17 protein-coding genes are annotated in these 16895 nt (G+C 73.0%); 9 read left to right on the top strand and 8 right to left on the bottom strand.

Going from position 1 to position 16895, the window contains the following annotated elements:
• Positions 1-260: 260 nt before the first annotated feature.
• From CG736_RS06270 to CG736_RS06260, 3 genes are all read left to right on the top strand, one after another.
• Positions 261-1937, top strand: a complete 1677-nt coding sequence (locus CG736_RS06270; protein ID WP_157815439.1) for a hypothetical protein — start codon at positions 261-263, stop codon at positions 1935-1937.
• A gap of 320 nt (positions 1938-2257) precedes the next feature.
• Positions 2258-2800 (top strand): hypothetical protein, encoded by a 543-nt coding sequence (locus CG736_RS06265; protein ID WP_157815438.1) that lies wholly within the window; start codon positions 2258-2260, stop codon positions 2798-2800.
• A gap of 37 nt (positions 2801-2837) precedes the next feature.
• Positions 2838-3434 (top strand): O-methyltransferase, encoded by a 597-nt coding sequence (locus CG736_RS06260; RefSeq protein ID WP_100585166.1) that lies wholly within the window; start codon positions 2838-2840, stop codon positions 3432-3434.
• A gap of 14 nt (positions 3435-3448) precedes the next feature.
• Here the strand turns inward: CG736_RS06260 and CG736_RS06255 are convergent, their stop codons facing one another.
• A complete protein-coding gene (locus tag CG736_RS06255; RefSeq protein WP_100585165.1) occupies positions 3449-4510 on the bottom strand; it encodes an LUD domain-containing protein in 1062 nt (353 codons plus the stop codon).
• Between the two features lie 189 nt (positions 4511-4699).
• Here CG736_RS06255 and sigJ point away from each other — a divergent pair, with 189 nt between their 5' ends.
• A complete protein-coding gene (gene sigJ / locus CG736_RS06250; protein ID WP_100585597.1) occupies positions 4700-5572 on the top strand; it encodes an RNA polymerase sigma factor SigJ in 873 nt (290 codons plus the stop codon).
• A gap of 34 nt (positions 5573-5606) precedes the next feature.
• On the opposite strand, the gene CG736_RS06245 is transcribed toward sigJ, so the two are convergent.
• Together CG736_RS06245 and CG736_RS06240 are read right to left on the bottom strand one after the other, a co-directional pair.
• Positions 5607-6122, bottom strand: a complete 516-nt coding sequence (locus CG736_RS06245) for a DinB family protein (protein WP_100585164.1) — start codon at positions 6120-6122, stop codon at positions 5607-5609.
• A gap of 166 nt (positions 6123-6288) precedes the next feature.
• Positions 6289-7113, bottom strand: coding sequence for an SAM-dependent methyltransferase (locus tag CG736_RS06240; protein ID WP_100585163.1), 825 nt, complete (start codon positions 7111-7113; stop codon positions 6289-6291).
• Between the two features lie 437 nt (positions 7114-7550).
• Between CG736_RS06240 and CG736_RS06235 the strand changes: the two genes are divergently transcribed.
• Positions 7551-8075, top strand: coding sequence for a sigma factor-like helix-turn-helix DNA-binding protein (locus CG736_RS06235; RefSeq protein ID WP_157815437.1), 525 nt, complete (start codon positions 7551-7553; stop codon positions 8073-8075).
• Positions 8072-8686: a hypothetical protein gene (locus tag CG736_RS06230; protein WP_100585161.1), complete on the top strand. Its 615-nt coding sequence runs from the start codon at positions 8072-8074 to the stop codon at positions 8684-8686. Before CG736_RS06235 ends, CG736_RS06230 begins: the two co-directional genes overlap by 4 nt.
• A gap of 9 nt (positions 8687-8695) precedes the next feature.
• Here CG736_RS06230 and CG736_RS06225 read toward each other — a convergent pair whose 3' ends face one another.
• Positions 8696-9205, bottom strand: coding sequence for an SRPBCC family protein (locus tag CG736_RS06225; protein WP_157815436.1), 510 nt, complete (start codon positions 9203-9205; stop codon positions 8696-8698).
• A 275-nt stretch (positions 9206-9480) separates the two neighbouring features.
• Here CG736_RS06225 and CG736_RS06220 point away from each other — a divergent pair, with 275 nt between their 5' ends.
• From CG736_RS06220 to CG736_RS06210, 3 genes are all read left to right on the top strand, one after another.
• Positions 9481-9954 (top strand): hypothetical protein, encoded by a 474-nt coding sequence (locus CG736_RS06220; protein ID WP_100585159.1) that lies wholly within the window; start codon positions 9481-9483, stop codon positions 9952-9954.
• On the top strand, positions 9951-10241 hold the full coding sequence (locus CG736_RS06215; protein ID WP_100585158.1) for a hypothetical protein: 291 nt from the start codon (positions 9951-9953) through the stop codon (positions 10239-10241). Before CG736_RS06220 ends, CG736_RS06215 begins: the two co-directional genes overlap by 4 nt.
• A gap of 142 nt (positions 10242-10383) precedes the next feature.
• Complete coding sequence (locus CG736_RS06210) at positions 10384-10968, top strand: hypothetical protein (protein ID WP_100585157.1); 585 nt, start codon at positions 10384-10386, stop codon at positions 10966-10968.
• An 84-nt stretch (positions 10969-11052) separates the two neighbouring features.
• Here CG736_RS06210 and CG736_RS06205 read toward each other — a convergent pair whose 3' ends face one another.
• The 4 genes from CG736_RS06205 to CG736_RS06190 all read right to left on the bottom strand — a co-directional run bounded on the left by CG736_RS06205 (position 11053) and on the right by CG736_RS06190 (position 16893).
• Positions 11053-12093 carry a TauD/TfdA family dioxygenase gene (locus CG736_RS06205; protein WP_100585156.1) on the bottom strand — a complete coding sequence of 347 codons (1041 nt, stop codon included), beginning with the start codon at positions 12091-12093 and terminating at the stop codon, positions 11053-11055.
• Positions 12094-12213: 120 nt separating this feature from the next.
• Positions 12214-14280, bottom strand: coding sequence for an AfsR/SARP family transcriptional regulator (locus tag CG736_RS06200; RefSeq protein ID WP_100585155.1), 2067 nt, complete (start codon positions 14278-14280; stop codon positions 12214-12216).
• A 238-nt stretch (positions 14281-14518) separates the two neighbouring features.
• The gene (locus CG736_RS06195; protein WP_100585154.1) at positions 14519-15301 is read right to left on the bottom strand and encodes a thioesterase II family protein; all 783 of its coding nucleotides are present in this window, start codon (positions 15299-15301) and stop codon (positions 14519-14521) included.
• Positions 15298-16893, bottom strand: a complete 1596-nt coding sequence (locus CG736_RS06190) for an amino acid adenylation domain-containing protein (protein WP_100585153.1) — start codon at positions 16891-16893, stop codon at positions 15298-15300. Before CG736_RS06190 ends, CG736_RS06195 begins: the two co-directional genes overlap by 4 nt.
• Positions 16894-16895: the final 2 nt, after the last annotated feature.

The raw sequence follows: 16895 nt of genomic DNA, 5'->3' as shown, positions 1-16895 counted from the left end.
CAGTTCGTCTGCCACTGCACCCAACACGACCTGCGCGGACGGCCGTTCGGCGCTTCTCCCGGCGGCGTCCGGACCGGTCCCGGACCGGCCGCGCCACCATGATCCCCATGCCATGCGCACACCGTAGTCAGGTCCCGGTTCGCCGACAATGCGGATAACACTCGGGTTTGGCAGGTGGTCGGCGGCGTGCGGTATGTGTATCGTCGCAATGCGCTATCAGGGACTTACCGCGGGCAGCAGCTGGGGGCGGGCAAATGGCGGTGCAACTACCATCGGGGCTCAACGGGGTCATAGGCCTGCTCGGCGTACGGTTCCCCGATGCCAATGAAGACGAACTGAACCAACTGGCCAGCCAGCTGGAGAAGTTCGCGAGTGCTCTGGACTCCGCCCAGATGGCGGCCGACAAGGCACTGACGATGCTTCACGAGGTCTACAAGGGCTCGTCGGCGGACCGACTGTCCGAGCTGTGGAGCACCATCACCAAGTACTCCAAGGTGATCGTCGAGGCGTGCCAGACGATCGCCAAGGTGCTGCGCGCCGCAGCAGTGGTGATCGAGGTGGCGAAGACCCAGTCGATCGTCCAACTCTTCTCCATCCAGGCGAGCCTGGCGGCGGCCTCGTCGACCGGCCCGTGGAGCACCGCGGCGGTGCTCCGGCTCGGCCGCGAGCTGATGAACCGGCTGCTGTCCGAGGCGGTCAGCCGGCTCGGCCACACGCTGCTCCAGCCGATCGAGGACATGATCGTCAAGGCGGCGCAGCACATCGTGCCGACCCCGGCCAACAACTCCAACGGCCAGGGCTTCAACGTCGATCTCGCCCAGGTCGCCTCCTGCGCGGCCGACCTGCGCCGCGGTGCGGACGACGTCGAGTCGCACGGCATGGACTTCAAGCGGATCGTGTCGGGCCTGAAGATGGGCGGGTCCGGCGACCCGTTCGGCCGGCTGGTGATCCAGGTCGCCCAGAAGATCCTGCAGACCATCGCCGAGGACGTGCTCAAGCGCATCCTGGGCTCGTTCCGGGACACCGCCGGCAAGATGGACAAGCTGGCCGGCAACCTCAGCGAGAACGAGGACAGCAACCGGATGTCGCTGAACGGCATCGGCTCCATGGTGGCGAACCCGCTCAGCCCGGACCTGCCGACCGGCACCGGCCTCAACTCGGCCGGCACGCCCCGGATCGGCGGGGGCGGCGGCTCCTCGGACGCCGGGCTGGCCGCGTCGTTCGCCGCACTGGCGCCCAAGCTCGGCCCGGTCGGCAGCTCGTCCTCGCGCGGCAGCAGCGGCAGCGGCGTCAACACGCTGGGCCTGAAGGAGCCGAACCTCAAGGGCATCGGCGCCGCGCTCGGCGGCCACTCCGGTGGCGGCGGCGGTGGCGGCGGCGGGGCGGACTCGCCCGGCGTCGGCGGAGTCGGAGCGGCCGGAGGCTTCGCCACCCGGCTCACCCCGCCCGGCGGCAGCGGCTCCAAGACCGGTGCCATGCGCCTGGGCACCAGCCTGGAGGGCGACCACCACGAGGGCGTGTCGGGCGTCGGCTCCGGCTCGGGCTCCGGCGGCGGTACCGGCACCAGCACCGCGGGCCTGGCCGGCCGTCCCCCGATGGCCGGCGGCATGATGGGCGGAATGCACATGGCCGGCGGCGGCAGCTACGGCCCGGTCGGCGGCAGCGGCATCCGCGGTGCGCAGCGCCGCGGCGGCGGCCAGGCCGGCAGCGGCGGTGCGAACGGCAACGGCAGTGAGAACGGCGAGAACCCCGCCGACGGCGTGATCTCCGACGCGAGCGCGTCGGCCGCGCACTCCGCCCTGCAACTCGGCCGGGTCGCCCCGGTCCGTCGCGAGCCCGGGGAGGAACGCGCCGAGCGCGACGACCGCTACGACGACGACTTCGACGCGGACCTCACCGACCTCCCCGACTTCACCGAGTTCTCCGACCCCGCCTGACCCACCACCCCAAGGGCCCCGCGCCCGGGCACCCGCCCGGCCGGGGCCCTTGGCGTTGCCCAGCGCCGTTTTTGACGGCACGCCGGCCGCCAACTCACAAACCTCAGCAGCCCCAACATTCCCCCCAGCCTCACCCCGGCACCCTTCTCCCACCCGCCCCAACAGTTCCTCCAGCCCCACCCCTCTGTTTCCTCCGTGCCACTTCCCTTGAATTGACCGTGAACGGTAAACTTTCCCCCTTGGTGGTATGGACCACGAACGAAGGCGGTGGCTAGGGTCGATTTCGGCCCGCACCCTCGAACCTGCGACGGGACATGTCCGTGACCGACACTCTGGCGGTGCCTGACGCCGACGGTGCCCGCTACGAGGCCGACCGGCTCGATGCGACGGCCGCCTGGGTCGCCCGGCACCGTCCGCCCGGTAGTGGCTCGCTGGCCGAACTCGGCGCGCGCGACGGCGCGTTGACCGGTCGGCTGCTCAAGGCCGGCTACACCGTGCACGCCGCCGAGCCCGATCCGGCCTTGCGCCAGCGCCTGCTCTCGGCGTTCGGCCGCCGCACCCGCCTGCGGCTGAGCGCGGCCGACCTGGCCGCCCCGCCGCCGGTGCGCCGGCGCTTCGGGGCGGTGCTGCTGATCGAGGCCCTGAAGGCCGGCCAGGACCTGGAGCTGCTGCACGCCCTGCGCACCGACCTGCTGTTCGTCGCGCTCGCCCCGTCCGCCCTGGACGGGCGCCTGCGGCCCTGGCTGTCCGCCCAGCAGGGCTGGCTCCTGGTCGAGGAGATCGATCTCGCGGCCCCGCGCGCCGCCGCCTCCTGCCGCCCGGCCCCGGGCAGCCGCGGCATCCTGCTCCGCCGCTCCGTCTGACTCCCCGTCACCGCCGGACAGGAATACGCTGACCCCCGTGTCGCTCTCCGGAACCGCCTCCTACACCGACCGCGCCGCTCTGCCCGAACCGGTCGTCCGCGCCGTCGAGTTGGCCGAGCGTCTCGGCTTCGCCCAGTCCTGCCGCCCGGAGCACGGCCGGCTGCTCCAGGCGCTGGCGGGCGGCGCGGCGGGCCGGATCGGCGAGACCGGCACCGGCTGCGGTGTCGGTCTGGGCTGGCTGCTGGCCGGGCGGCGGCCGGGGGTGCGGGTGGTGAGTGTCGAGCGGGAGGCCGAACGGGTCGCGGCCGTCCGGGAGTTGTTCGCCGACGTCCCCGACTTGGAGATCGTGCACGGCGACTGGACGGCGATCGCCGCGCACGGCCCGTTCGACCTGCTGGTGCTGGACGGCGGCGGCAACGGCAAGCAGTCCCCGCCCGCCGACCCGGACCTGCTGCTGACCGGGGCCGGCACCCTGGTGGTCGACGACCTGACGCCCCTCACCGCCTGGCCGCCGACCCACCAGGGCCGTCCGGACACCGGCCGCACCGCCTGGTACGACCATCCGTCGCTGCTCACCACCGAGGTCCGGCTCGCCCCGGACCTCGCCACCCTGCTGGCCACCCGCCGCCCCTGAGCGGCCGTCAGGACTCAGTACCCGACGGCCTCCCGGAGCAGCAGCACGATGCCCTGGGTGAACCGGGTCGGCGCGTTGAACACCACCAGCTGGTTGACGGCGCTGGGCACGCCGTAGGCGGCCTCGGTGCGGGCGGTCTCCAGCGGGAGGGCGTGCTCCTCCAGGCGGCGCAGCGCGGCGGGCAGGTCGGGGACGATCTTCTGCGCGCCGACGATCCAGATCGCGCGGGCGGCGCCGCCGGTGTACGCGGGCAGTTGGCTGCCGCTGCCGGAGGCGACCACCAGGGAGCCGGTCTCGGTGAGCGCGGCGACGCTGCCGATCACCACGTCGGGGGTGGCGAGCAGGTGCCGGATCCCGTCGGCCTCGCTCTCCCGGTCCATGGTCAGCACCCGGGGCTTGACCGACCGGGGGTAGCGGTCGCCGTTGAGGTCGTCGTCGATGCCGGACAGCCGCAGCGTCTCGCTGGCGGTGGTGTAGACACTGGCCTGCTCCGCGACGAGTTCCCGGACCCGGGCGCGGGCGGCTTCGGCGTCCGCCAGGATCTCCACGCCGAAGCCGCGGGCGGCGAGCGCGTCGGCCGTCCGCTCCAGTCGCTCGGCGGAGACCGGCTCGGTGTACTGGGCGGCCGGTGCCGCGGCCTGCTCGGGCGCGGACCCGGCGAGCGGGCTGGTGTCCAGGTAGCGGAGCTCGTAGACCCGCTCGGTGAACCGCCAGCCGTCCGGGGTGCGCCGGTAACGGTCGTGGTAGATCGCGTAGTTGAGGCCCTGGACGCCATTGCGCAGCCGGGCGATCTCGTGCATGTGGGCGCGGCCGGTGGCGGTGTCGCCGTCGATCACGATCGCGCCGGGATGGGTGTTCTGCACGAAGAACTCCCACTGCTCCTGGAGCTTCTCGCCGCCGAGCCGGATCTGCTCGGGCCCGGTCAGCTCGATCGGGATGTTGGGCATCCGCAGCACGCCGTCCGCGGTGAACAGCGCGGCGAGCCGGGCCCGGTCCCGCATCATCGCCGCGTCGGTGAACTCGGCCTGCAGCGCCTGGATCTCGACGCGGTCGGCGGTCGCCTGAAAGGTGGTCATCGGATTCTCCGTTCGTCTTCCTGACCAGTACGACAAGGCGGCCGCACGGAATGTGAGGCGGCGGCGCGACGTCACATTCCGACCCGCTGTTCCGTCGTACCGATCGGGAGCCCGGGACCGGGCCCCGACCGACGAGGAGGGCGAGGCAGCGTGAACGAGACCCACGAGGACGACCTGGACGACGCGATCATGGGCGAGCGCCGCCGGCTGACCAACCTGGCGTACCGGCTGCTCGGTTCGCTGGCCGACGCCGAGGACGTCGTGCAGGAGACGTACGCCCGCTGGTACGCGCAGTCCGAGCAGCAGCGGGCCGCGATCGAGTCGCCCGGCGGGTGGTTGACCACGGTGGCCGGGCGGATCTGCCTCAACCTGCTGGGCTCCGCGCGGGCGCGCCGGGAGCGCTACGTGGGCGAGTGGATCCCCGAGCCGCTGCCCGCGCACCGGGAGGGGGCCGCCGGGGCGGCGACCGACCCCGCGGACCGGATCACCCTGGACGAGTCGGTGCACATGGCGTTCCTGGTGGTGCTGGAGTCGCTGACGCCGGCGGAGCGGGTCGCGTTCGTGCTGCACGACATCTTCCAGTACCCGTTCGCCGAGGTGGCGGAGGTCCTGGGCCGGTCCGCGGCGGCCTGCCGCCAGTTGGCGGCCTCGGCCCGCCGCCGGATCCGCGCCTCGCCGGCGCCCGCCACGCCGTCGAGCGCCCAGGCGGGCATCGTGCGGGACTTCAAGCGGGCCTGGGAGGCGAAGGACGTCCGGTCGCTGATGGACCTGCTGGACCCCGACGCCACGGTGATCGCCGACGGCGGCGGCCTGGTCGGCGCCCTGCTGGAGCCGCTGACCGGCCGGGAGAGCATCGTCCGCGCCTATCTCGACGTCGCCCGCTTCGTGCCGGGGACGACCTTCCTGGAGCGCACCGTCAACGGCCAGCCGGGTCTGATCGCCCAGCAGGACGGCGTCACCGTCACGGTCTTCGCGTTCCGGATCGTCGACGACCGGATCACCCACATCTGGGGCGTGCGCAACCCGGAGAAGCTCCGCCCCTGGACGGGTGCCGACGCCTGACGCCCCGCCGGCCCCCGCACCCGCACGGGGCCGGTTACTTCCCGGTCCTCCCGTCCAGCAGCTCGCGCACGATGTCGAGGTGCCCGTTGTGCCGGGAGGTCTCCTCGATCAGGTGCAGCAGGATCCACCGCAGGTCCATGTGCAGCCCGCCGCGGGACGACCGCACGGCCTTCGCGTCCAGGTCGTGCTCGGCCACCAACTTCCGGAGGCGGACGCTCTGTTCCTCGTACTCCGCGAGCAGCTGCTCCAACGGGACGTCGACCGCCGTGCGCATCTCCGGGTCCGGGTCCTCCTCGGTGGCCGCGGCCAGCGGCCCGACCAGCTCCTCCCCGAGGAACACCGCCTCCAGCCACCAGTGCTCGTTCCATCGCAGGTGGCTGATCAGCCCGCACACCGTCATCAGCGGCGAATCGGGCAGTGGCGACCGCCGGGCGTCCTCGGCGGAGATCCCCTCGCACTTGGCGCGTGCGGTGGCCCGGGCGTAGTCGAGGAAGGTGGTCAGCTGGGTGCGCTCGTCCCAGGCGGGCGGCGCATCGGTTCGCTCAGTCATCGCGCGCAGTCTGCCGCAGGCCCGCCGATCCGTCGACGAGTTTTCGGCCCGCCCGGCGGGACCGACTCAGCCCCCCGTGCGCACATGACGGTGCCGGTCGGGCCTGCCGAGCGGACTCACCCCGCCCGACTGGCCTGTCCCGCACCGGCGTTGACTGCTCGCGGCGTCACGCCAGCTGGGCGACCCCGCCGTAGCAGCCCGCCTGCGCGTCGGTGACGGCCGTGTCGTCGCCGCCGGGGTTCCACCGGGGGCTGGCGACGACACCGGGGTCGAGCAGGCGCCAGCCCTGGAAGAGCGTGGTGACCTCGTCCTGGCTGCGGGCCTGCAGGTCGGTGCCGGAGCTGCGGTAGACGTTCTCCATCCGGGCGGTGGCCTCGGGGTCGAAGTCGGCCGTGAAATGGGTGATGACGAGGTAACTGCCCGGCGCGAGGCGCGAGGTGAACGCCTCGACCACGTCGAGGGCGCTCTGCTCGGGCCGGTCGGCGACGAAGTGCAGCACGGCGACCATGCTGAGCGCGACGGGCCGGTCCAGGTCCAGCGTCCGCGAGGCCGCGTCGAGGATGGTCCGGGCGTCCCGGATGTCGCCCTGGACGTAGTCGGTGCGGCCCTGGGCGGTGCCCTCCAGCAGGGCCTCGGCGTGGGTGAGGACGATCGGGTCGTTGTCCGCGTAGACCACCCGGGCCGCGGCGTTGACGCCCTGGGCGACCTCGTGCAGGTTCGGCGAAGTGGGGATGCCGGTGCCGATGTCGAGGAACTGGTCGATGCCGAGCTCGGCCATGGTCCTGGTGGCGCGGCGCATGAAGGCGCGGTTGGCGTGCGCGGCGAGCCGGGCGTTGGGGAAGGCGTCGAGCGCGCGACCGGCGGCCTCCCGGTCGGCGGGGAAGTTGGTCACGCCGCCCAGGTAGTAGTCGTACATCCGGGCCGAATGGGCCTGGTGGATGTTGAGGTTGATGCCGATCTGCGGCGTCTGCTGGGCGGTCTCGTCAGCCATCGCGCGTCCCCCTGGTCGCTGGGCGTTCTCCGTCTGCTCCGCCCGAGGGGGGCATGCCGAGGCACGCCCCGCGGGCGGAAGTCATACGATCATTCCCCTATGATCACGCCCGTGAACCGGCCCGGGCAACCGACCTGGTCGCGCCCCGCGGACTCCATGCCCACACCCGCCCCGGCCAACCCCCGCACGACTCGCCGACCGGGTTCTGCTGCTGACGGAACCTCAACCGGCCGTCCGACTTTCACTTCTGTGCCACGGATGTTCGCAGAGTTCCGTTTTCACCACAGGGATCCCGATACGCTGAAATGGTCGTGTGAGGGGGGCACAATCCCCTCGTCAGGGCATCGGCGTCTGGCGCGAAGGAGTCGCGGGCCGCGATCCGATCGATGCGGGAGGCGCTCCCGCTGGGAGGGGTGGCAGTGGACCCGGAGTTCGGATTGGCGGCACCGCAGCGGCGAGATCAGCTGACGTTCGACGCGTTCTGCGAGACCCACGAGCAGGCGTGGCTCGCCGCGGCGCGCGCCTGCCGACTGTCCGACGAGCAGGCCCATGCCGTGGTCGACGCGGTCCGCGACTGGCTGTGGGGCGACTGGCAGATGCTGCTGCGCGAACCCGCCCCGGCCGCCTCCGCCTGGCGGGTGCTGAAGGAGGAGATCTCCAGGGCGGGCCTCGCGGTGACGGCCGACGGCGACCAGCACGGCCCCCAGGACCAGTGGCGGGTGGCGATCCGGACGGCGATGCACCGCATGCACATGGGGTTCGCCTCGGACGTGCTCGGCACCTACGAGGCGATCCTCTCCCTGCCCGAACGCCAGCAGGACGTGATCATCCTCCGCTACGCTCTGGACCTCCGCGACGAAACGGTCGCGGAGTACCTGGACTCGACGGTCGTGACGGTTCGCTCCCACGCCCGCCACGCCGAGAGCCGCCTCAAGGAGAAGCTCGCCCGGAGGAACGCGTGAGCGGAAGATCCGCCGCCACCAGAGTCGCCCTGGAACGCGGCCGGGGCGCGGCCCCGGCCCCGCTGCGCCTGGCACACCGTCAGGCCCGCCACGAACTGGCCATGCTGTGCTCGCTGATCCTCGCCAACCCGGCGGCGGCCAGCTCCCTCGCCAAGCTCGTCGACAGCGAGGTCGAACGCCCCGACGGCGCCCTGGTCCTGGGCGTCCTGCTCAACCTCGCCGACTACGAGGAGGGCGCCCGCTTCTGGTGGGAGTTCGCCGCCGGCGGCGGCAGCCACCTCGCCGCCTCCTGCCTGTGGTTCCTGCACCAGTCCCGCGGCGAGCCCAAGGACGCCAACTTCTGGCGCCTCCAGGCCGAGTCCCTGGCCCAACTCCCCCAGCCTGCCTGGCAGTTGTCCTCCCCCGACCGCCCCCTGGTGTCGCGCAGCGTCCGCGCCGAAATACTCGCCCTCTGCAAGCAGGGCATGTCCCCGCGGCTCCCCTCGCGGCTGGCCGCCGTCCTCAAGTCCCTCCCTGTGGAGGACGACAACGGCGACTGGCCCGAAATCCCGCACTGGAGCCCCGACGTCGTCCACCACCTCCGCGCGGCCACCGAGGAAACCCCCCGCTGACCGGCCGGATCAGGCCCGGGCGACCTCGGCGGCGATGCCCGCCAGGACCGCCCCGATACCCTCGCGGAGACTGACGAGGCGGGCCTCGACGATCGCCTCCTCCCGCTCCGGGTCGGCCGCGACGAAGGCGTGCAGCGGGGTGGGCAGGTTGCCCATCCCCATGCCGTGGCGCACCCGGGTCCCGGCGCCCTCGGGGGTCAACTCGTAGAACCAGTGGGCGAAAGCGTCACCCTGCGCGGTGGCGGTGTCCGGCAGCACCGACCAGGCGAAGCGCCGACTCGGGCTGAGCTCGGTGATCCGATTGACGGTCTGCCACCGGTGCCCGTCCGCCCTCGCGTTGTGCCCGGCGAAGCACGCCCCCACCGCGGGCCCCTCCGCACCCTCCAACCACTCGGTGCGCTGGAGCTCCGGACTGAACCGCGGCGAGGTCGAGATGTCCGCCACCAGCTCCCACACCCGCTCCGGCGGCGCGGGAATCGTCGCCTCGACCACCACGCCGAATTCCTGGGAGAGTCGCACGTTGCCTCGTTCCTGTTGATCCCGATCCACCCGGCCCACGGCCGGGGCCCTGCTACCGCCAGGGTGTCATGTACCCACAGCTCAGCCGAATGTGAGGCACGATCAGGTCCGGCACCGCCCCCTCACCGACCGGGCGTCGACTTCGGCAAACCGGCCGGGTCCCGTCCGACCGTGTGCCACCATCGAATCGGGCCGGAGCGCCGGTCGTCCTCGCCGTCGGGCAGGTCACCGTGCGGCAGAACCGGACACCGCAGACAGACCGTCGGAGGCGACCGATGACCACGGCATCCGCACCGCCACCCACACCTTCACCGGACGTCCTGGAGCTGTACAAGCTCGCCGTGGAGATGGCCGACCGGGTCTCCGCCCGCCGCGGCACGGCCAACGCCTTCTTCCTCTCCGTGCAGACCACCCTGGTCGCCGTGGTGGGGTTCGGCGCCCCCTGGCTCGCACCGTCCGCGTGGTGGACGGTCGGCGCCGTCACCGCGGCCGGCCTCACCCTCTCCACCGTCTGGTGGCTCCAACTGCGCAGCTACCGCGACCTCAACGCGGCGAAGTTCGAGGTCATCAACGAACTCGAGGACCGCCTGCCGGTCAAGGTCTTCACCGCCGAGTGGAACCACCTCACCCAGGACCCGCCGCCGGTCGGACGCAGGCGCTACGCGGAACTGGGCATCTCCGAACGGTTCGTGCCCTGGGTCTTCGCCGCGATCCATCTGCTCGTCCTGCTGGGGACAGTGCTCAAGTGACCTACCTCGACCGGCTCGCCGAACTCATCCGCTCCTGCCTCCCGCCGAGCGCCCGGCCCCCGGCCGACTCCGACGACCTGTTCCGCAGCTACGCGGTCCTGCTCCGGGCCAAGGGCACCCGGGTCACCGACGAGGACGTCCACGACGCCTGGTCGGCCTGGATGCAGTCGGTGGACCCCACCCACCGCGCCCTCGTCCCCTTCCACGACCTCCCCGCCGAGACGCGGGCCTTCGACACCCCGTACGCGGAGGCGATCCGCGCGGCGGCACGCAGGACCGGGCGGTGAGGGTGGTGCCGGGCGCCCGGCCCGCCGCGCCTCGGTCAAGGACGCGGAAAGAACAGCCCCCTGATGTCCGACACCTTTCCGCGCGCCGGCGCGTGAACTACTACGGGTCGGCCAACGGGGCCGGCCCGGAAGGGGGAACGACATGCGACGGTGGACCACCGCGCTGGCTGCCGTGATGCTCGCCGCGGGGGTGGCGGCGACCACGGTCCCGACGGCCTCGGCTGTCACGGCCACCACTGACTGCTCGACCGTGTGGGGCAGCCTGGACCGGCAGGACCGGACCGTCCCGTACCAGCCGCAGGCGCTGACGAACGTCCGCACCGGCGCCCACGAGTGCTTCGACCGCCTGGTGATCGACGTCCCGGGCACCTCGCCGGAGAACCCGCTCGCCTACCGGGTGCACTACATGAACGCCAACGTCGTCTACCAGGCCGGCTCCGGCACACCGATCCCGGTGAGCGGCGGCGCCGTCCTGGAGATCGTCGTCGGCGCGAGCACCTACGACCCCGCCACCTGGCAGAAGGTCTACCCGGCCCGCTCGGGCGACCCCCTCCCGGGCGTCGACCTGACCGGCCACCGCACCTTCGTGGACGCCCGCTTCGCCGGCAGCCTGGAGGGCGAATCCCAGTTCGGCCTCGGCGTCCGCGCCCGCCTGCCGTTCCAGGTCTTCCAGCTCGACAACCGCCTCGTCATCGACGTCGCCCACAGCTGGAGCACCACCGCCTGACCCCGGGGCCCCCGGACCCGGCCGGGGCTGCAACCGGGTCGGCGGGGCCGATCGGTTGCAGCCATGGTCGCGGCGGGGGCGCGCCTACTTGGTCGGGTCGTTCACGGGGTTGGTCCTGGCCGGGTCGGACATCGCCGCGAGGATGCGGCGCGGGCCCTGGAAGGGCTCGCGGGCGTGGGCGGTGATCATGTTCTCGACGACCAGGACGTCGCCCCGCTGCCAGTCGAACCCGGTGGTCCCGGCGGCGTAGGCGGCGCGCAGTTCGGCGAGGACCTCGTCCTCGATCACCCCGCCGTCGCCGTAGTAGGTGTTGTACGGGAGGTCCTCCTCCGGGAGGGCCTCCCGCAGGCCGTGGCTGACCTCGTCGGGCAGTGAGGTCACGTGGAAGAACACCGCGTGGTTGAACCAGGTCCGGTCGCCCGTCACGGGGTGGCGGTGGATGGCGGGGCGGACCTGGCGAGTGCGCAGGTGGCCGTCCTCGGCCCACTCGACGGAGATGCCCTCGGCGGCGCAGTACGAAGCGACCTGGTCCGGGTCCTCGGTCTGGAACGCCTCCTGCCAGGACAGGCTGATCCCGGGCAGGTAGTTGCGCACGTACTGGACGCCGCGCTGCTCGAACGCGGCGACGGTCTCCGGCTTGAGCGCGGCCAGCACGCGCCGGGAGTCGGCGAGCGGGGTGCGCCCACCGCTCAGTGCGGGCCGTTCGCAGCAGAAGACGATGCGCATCGGCCAGTTGTCCGTGTAGGACTGCTCGTTGTGCAGCAGGATCTCCTGGTCCGCGGGGTACTCGGTGGACGTGTAGATCCCCTCCGACACCTCCGTGCGGGGCGAGGACCGTTCGCCGTACTCCAGAACGTCCTTCGAGAGTGCGTCCATGACGGCGCGGAACTCGTCGGGGCCGGTGACGGCGAAGCCGCGGAAGAGCACGGCCCCGGCCCGATGGGCGAGGTCGTCGGCGAGGTCGTGGTGCCGGCCGAGCCAGGCGGCCAGGTCGGCACCGGGTGCGTCCGCCTGGACGAGGGCGGGCAGGGTGCGGCCGTCCCACTCGTGTCGGACGGTTGCGACAGCGTCACTGCTGGGGTCCGACGCCGCCGGTTCGTGGGGCTCGCGGTCCGTCTGGGTCATCGGTCATCTCCTTCGGGCTTGTCGATCTCGGGGTGGTCGACCGCGGGAGGATCCGCGGTCGAGTCGATGGGGGTGCTCGGGTTCCGCCGGAGGCGTCGTGGGGAGCCGGCCGACGAGGGGTCAGGCCGAGGCCCTCGCAAGGCCGCCCGCTTCCCTTTCCGACAGTTCCGACAGCTCCGACAGTTCGGATAGGTCAGACAAGTCGGACAGCTCCGACAGCTCGCGCGCGAAGGCGTACAGCAGGTCGTGCATCCGGTACCGGCCCGGCGCGTTCTGCAGCAGGAGGTGCTCGTCCACGAGCAGTTCCAGCGCGGCGCGCGCCGTGTGGACGTCGAGTCCGGCCAGCGCGGCGACCCACTGCGCGGTGACTCGGCGGTCGCGGCCCGCGGCCAGCAGCCGGAACACCCGGGCCGGCAGGGCGGGCAGGTTGCGGTACGAGGACCGGAACGCGGCCCACAGCGAGCGGTCTCCGACGCCGGCGGCGAAGCCTCCGTCCTCCAGGTGTCCCGCCAGGTCCGCCAGGCTCCACGCCGGCCGCGTGCGGAGTCGGTAGGCGGCCAGGGCCAGTGCCCTCGGCAGGTGGCCGCAGAGGTCGGCGACGCGCATGGCCGCTTCGGGCTCGGCGCCCACCCGTTCGGCGCCGAGGACCGCGTCCAGCAGGTCCAGGGACTCCGGCGCGGAGAACGTCCCGAGCCGCAGTGGGGTCGTGCAGTCGAGGCCGGCCAACGAGCGCCGGCTGGTGACGAGGACGAGACACCCGGGCCCCGACGGGATCAGGGGGCGGATCTGCTGCTCGTCCAGGGCATCGTCGAGCAGCAGGAGTGCCTCGCGGCCGTGCAGGCGGTCGCGGAACAGCGCCGCGCGGGCGTCCATGCGGGACGGGATCCGCGACGCGTCCACGCCCAGGACGCGTAACAGCCCGTCGAGCACGTCGGTGGGCTCGGCACGGTCCTGGTGGGGGTCGAAGCTGCGCAGGTTCGCGTACAGCTGGAGATCGGCGAACCGGCCCGCGCGAACGAGCTCGTGCGCGACCCGGACCGCGAGGCTCGTCTTGCCGACCCCGGCCATGCCCTCGATGACCGTGATGCCCACGGACGGCGGGCGGCAGCCCGACCCCGTACCCCGGCCGCGCAGCGCGCCACCGCCGCTGCCGCTGCCGAGCAGGGCGCCACCGCCGAGCAGGGCGCCACTGCCGAGCAGCGCGCCACCGCCGAGCAGGGCGTCGAGCTCCGCTGTCCGTCCGACGAAGTTCGGCAGCTCGGCGGGCAGCAGGTGGAGCACCCCCACCTCGTCGCCCGCCTCCGCGTGCACGGCGGCGGGCGTCACGGACGTGACCGCGGCACCCGCGTGCGGATCGGCGTCCGGTCTGCCCGCCCGGTCCGTTCGGACCGGAGCGGTGCCGGGTTCCGCCCGCGCCCGCCCGGCGGCTCGCACCTTCAGGGCGCCTGCTGCGATGGCTCGTTGATGGGCGGCAGCGGCCTGCGCGCCGGGTTCGATGCCGAGCTCGCCCACCAGGACGGTGCGGAGTCTTCGGTAGACCGCGATCGCCTCGACTCTTCGGCCCGCCGCCACGAGGGCCTCCATCAGCAGCGCGTGCACGCTCTCCTGGTAGGGGTTCTCGGCTGCGAGCCGCTGCAGCGCGAGCACGGCCTCGGCGGTGCGGCCGAGCCTCAGGTCGGCCTGCGCGGCAAGGTCGACGGCCTCGACCCTGGCCTGGTTCCAGCCCGGGACCTCGTCCCGGTGGAGCCGGTCGCAGGCCACGTCGGCCAGTGGTGCGCCACGCCACAGTTCGAGTGCCGCGTTCGTGTTGCGCGAGACCTGCGGCCAGTCGCGGTTCCGGGCGGCGGTGCGGGCCGCCTCGTGGAGCTCGGTGAACACCATGATGTCGAGCTCGGAGCACGGGTCCAGGTGGATCTTGTACCCGGAACGCGAGGTGCCCACCCGGTCCCCGGCCTCTCCCAGCAGCCGACGGAGTCGTAGCACGTGACTGCGGACGGTGCCCGACGCGCCGCGCGGCGGTTCGCCGTTCCACAGGATCTCGGCGAGCTCGTCGACCCCGACCGTGCGGTTGGACCGGCACAGCAGGATCGCGAGCAGGCTCCTGACCCGTGGTGGTACCGGTACCGGCCGGTCCGCTACGCGGGTCTCAAGGCTCCCCATCAGGCCGAACCACACCTTCCCGGCCATCCCCAACCTCCCCTTCACGATTCATCTCCCCCTGCGACCACCGGCGACAGGAAGTCTCGATGGGTCCCTTGGCAAAGCCGACGGACGCGGATCGGTCGGGCGCACTCCGTCGGTGCCCCGGGGAGCCCGGCCGGTCGGCCGGGGGCCCGGGTCGGATCCGCCGCGAAGGCCGTGCCGGTGGGCAGGTCTTCGCGCGATCGCACGCGGCGGGCACTCGTCGCGCCGGCCGCGCCTCCGCTCAGCGGTGCACGGCTGCCGACGACCGCCAGCGGAACAGCAGGCGGCGGCACAGCTCTTCGGCGCCGAGCGGGAAATGACCTCCCTCCACGCGCTCGAACTCGCAGCCCGCGGTGGTGAACCGGCTCCAGCCGTCGAGTGCCCCGGGTGGCAGCTGCGGGTCCTTCGGATCGCCGAGGACGAGCAGCGGCACCGGCACGGGGGCGCCGTCGCAGTGGTGTCCGGCGAGCATCGCCAGATCGGCCGCAAGCGCTCGGACCACGTGGTCGAGCAACTGGGGGACCTCGTGCAGCTCGGGCGGAATCCCGCCGAGACGCCGCATCAGCTCGGCGGGCGGCAGCCGTCGCGTCCTCGTCCAGCCGGGGTGGTCCGGCGCCGGGCTCGCGACCGTGACCAGTTCCAAGGGCCGTGGCGCGCCGACGCGTTCGAGCCGCCGGGCCGTCTCGTGGGCGAGCAGCCCGCCGAGGCTGTGGCCGAGCAGGACGTACGGGCTCCGCTCGCCGATTCCGACGGCCGCGAGACGGGCGGCCAGGGCGTCGGCGACCTCGTCGAGACGGGTGGCCGCGGGCTCGGCCAGCCGGGTCTCGCGTCCCGGCAGGATCGCGACGGAGACCGAGGTCTCCGGGTCCGCGGCGTCGATCAGTGTCGCGAAGGCCCCGGCCGCACCGCCCGCCGGCGGGAAGCAGACCACCTGCAGTGCGGCCTGCCCGCTCACCGCCGGAAAGGTGCGGAGCCAGCGCGGGTCCGCCGCCATCGGATCCCCGGTCGACGACGGGCGTCTCATCTCCGCCTCCTGGGGGGCTCGGGGAGGGCGGCCCGGTCGAGCTTGCCGTGCGCGCCGGTGGGCAGCTCCGCCAGTTCGACGAGGCGCGCGGGCACCATGTAGTCCGGCAGCCGTTCGGCGAGGTGGGCGCGGAGCACGGACTCGCCGTCCGCGCCGAACTCCCCCGCGGGCACCACGTAGCCGACCAGCGACCGGTCGTCGCGCACGACCACGACGGCCGTGCGCACGGCGGGATGGCTTCGCAGCGCCACCTCGATCTCGCCGAGCTCCACCCGCTGGCCGCGGACCTTCACCTGGGTGTCGATCCGACCGAGGTAGTCCAGGTGGCCGTCCGCGGACCAGCGGGCCAGGTCGCCGGTGCGGTACACCCGCTCCTCCCGGTCGCCCGCACGGAAGCTGACGAACCGTTCGGCGGTGAGGTCCGGCCGGCCGGCGTATCCCCGCGCCAGGCAGGCTCCGCCGAGCAGCAGTTCTCCGGCGACGCCGACCGGAACCAGCTCGTCCTCCCCGTCGACGACGTAGGCGGCCACGTTGGACAGCGGTCGGCCGATCGGCACCCGGTCGCCGGGCTCGGGGCGGCGGCACGGCCACGCCGTCACGTCGATCGTCGCCTCCGCGGGACCGTACATGTTGTACAGCGCGGTCTCGGGCAGCGCCGCCGCCAGCTCGTTCAGCAGCCGCGGCGACGCGGCCTCGCCGCCGCTCAGGATCACCCGGAGCGAGGAGCACGAGCCGACGTCCGGCTCGGTCGCGAAGAACTCGAGCATGGACGGCACGAAGTGCACCATCGTGACGCCATGACCCGTGATCAGTTCGATCAGCGCCTCCGGGTCGCGGTGCGCGTCCGGCGGGGCGACCACGAGGCTGCCGCCCGCCATGAACGCGAGCAGCAGTTCCCAGATGGAGACGTCGAAGGTGTAGGGGGTCTTCTGCAGCAGGACGTCGTCGGGGTCGACGTCGAAGTCCGCGAGCATGCTCGCCAGCCGATTCGCCAGGGCGGCGTGGGTCAGTTCGACGCCCTTGGGTTCGCCCGTCGAGCCCGAGGTGAAGATGACGCAGCCGCAGCCGTCGAACACCTCCGGGCCCGCCGTGTACCGCCGCCAGTCCACGGGGGCGGCGGCCGGTTCGCCCCGGTCGGCGAGCGGCCGGACCCGCACCGGATGCTTGTCCGGCAGCGGCGCCCCCGTGCCGTCTTCGAGCATCAGGACGGCCCCGGCCGACTCGATCATCGAGCAGACCCGCTGGACCGGGTGCTTGGGGTCGACGGGCAGGTAGGCCGCGCCGGACAACAGGATCCCCAGCACCGCGACGACCATGTCCGCACCGCGTTCGGCGCACAGCGCCACGATCGAGCCGGGCCCGGCGCCGTCGGCCACCAGCCGTCCCGCCACGGACGCCGCGCTGTCGAGCAGTTCCCGGTACGTCAGGACTCGGTCACCGCTGCGCAGGGCGACTGCGTCCGGTGTCCGCAGCGCCTGCCGGCAGATCGATTCGTGCACCGGCCGGTCGGGGCGCGGACTCGGCGCGGGGTTGAAGCCGAGGACCAGGTCGCGCTCGGCCGGGCTGAGTCGGTTCTTCGTCTGTGTGGTCATCA

The sequence above is a fragment of the Kitasatospora sp. CB02891 genome (assembly GCF_002803145.1).
In the GTDB taxonomy this organism is placed as follows: domain Bacteria; phylum Actinomycetota; class Actinomycetes; order Streptomycetales; family Streptomycetaceae; genus Kitasatospora; species Kitasatospora griseola.
The sequence above is the reverse complement of the archived record's forward strand: the minus strand, read 5'-3'. Positions and strand labels throughout refer to the sequence as shown.

Excerpts from the sequence above, each read along its gene's own strand:
- CG736_RS06195 (WP_100585154.1), bottom strand. The coding sequence starts at position 15,301 with ATGAGACGCCCGTCGTCGACCGGGGATCCGATGGCGGCGGACCCGCGC.
- CG736_RS06220 (WP_100585159.1), top strand. The coding sequence starts at position 9,481 with ATGACCACGGCATCCGCACCGCCACCCACACCTTCACCGGACGTCCTG.
- CG736_RS06205 (WP_100585156.1), bottom strand. The coding sequence starts at position 12,093 with ATGACCCAGACGGACCGCGAGCCCCACGAACCGGCGGCGTCGGACCCC.
- CG736_RS06255 (WP_100585165.1), bottom strand. The coding sequence starts at position 4,510 with ATGACCACCTTTCAGGCGACCGCCGACCGCGTCGAGATCCAGGCGCTG.
- CG736_RS06190 (WP_100585153.1), bottom strand. The coding sequence starts at position 16,893 with ATGACCACACAGACGAAGAACCGACTCAGCCCGGCCGAGCGCGACCTG.
- CG736_RS06200 (WP_100585155.1), bottom strand. The coding sequence starts at position 14,280 with ATGGCCGGGAAGGTGTGGTTCGGCCTGATGGGGAGCCTTGAGACCCGC.
- CG736_RS06240 (WP_100585163.1), bottom strand. The coding sequence starts at position 7,113 with ATGGCTGACGAGACCGCCCAGCAGACGCCGCAGATCGGCATCAACCTC.
- sigJ (WP_100585597.1), top strand. The coding sequence starts at position 4,700 with ATGGGCGAGCGCCGCCGGCTGACCAACCTGGCGTACCGGCTGCTCGGT.
- CG736_RS06245 (WP_100585164.1), bottom strand. The coding sequence starts at position 6,122 with ATGACTGAGCGAACCGATGCGCCGCCCGCCTGGGACGAGCGCACCCAG.
- CG736_RS06210 (WP_100585157.1), top strand. The coding sequence starts at position 10,384 with ATGCGACGGTGGACCACCGCGCTGGCTGCCGTGATGCTCGCCGCGGGG.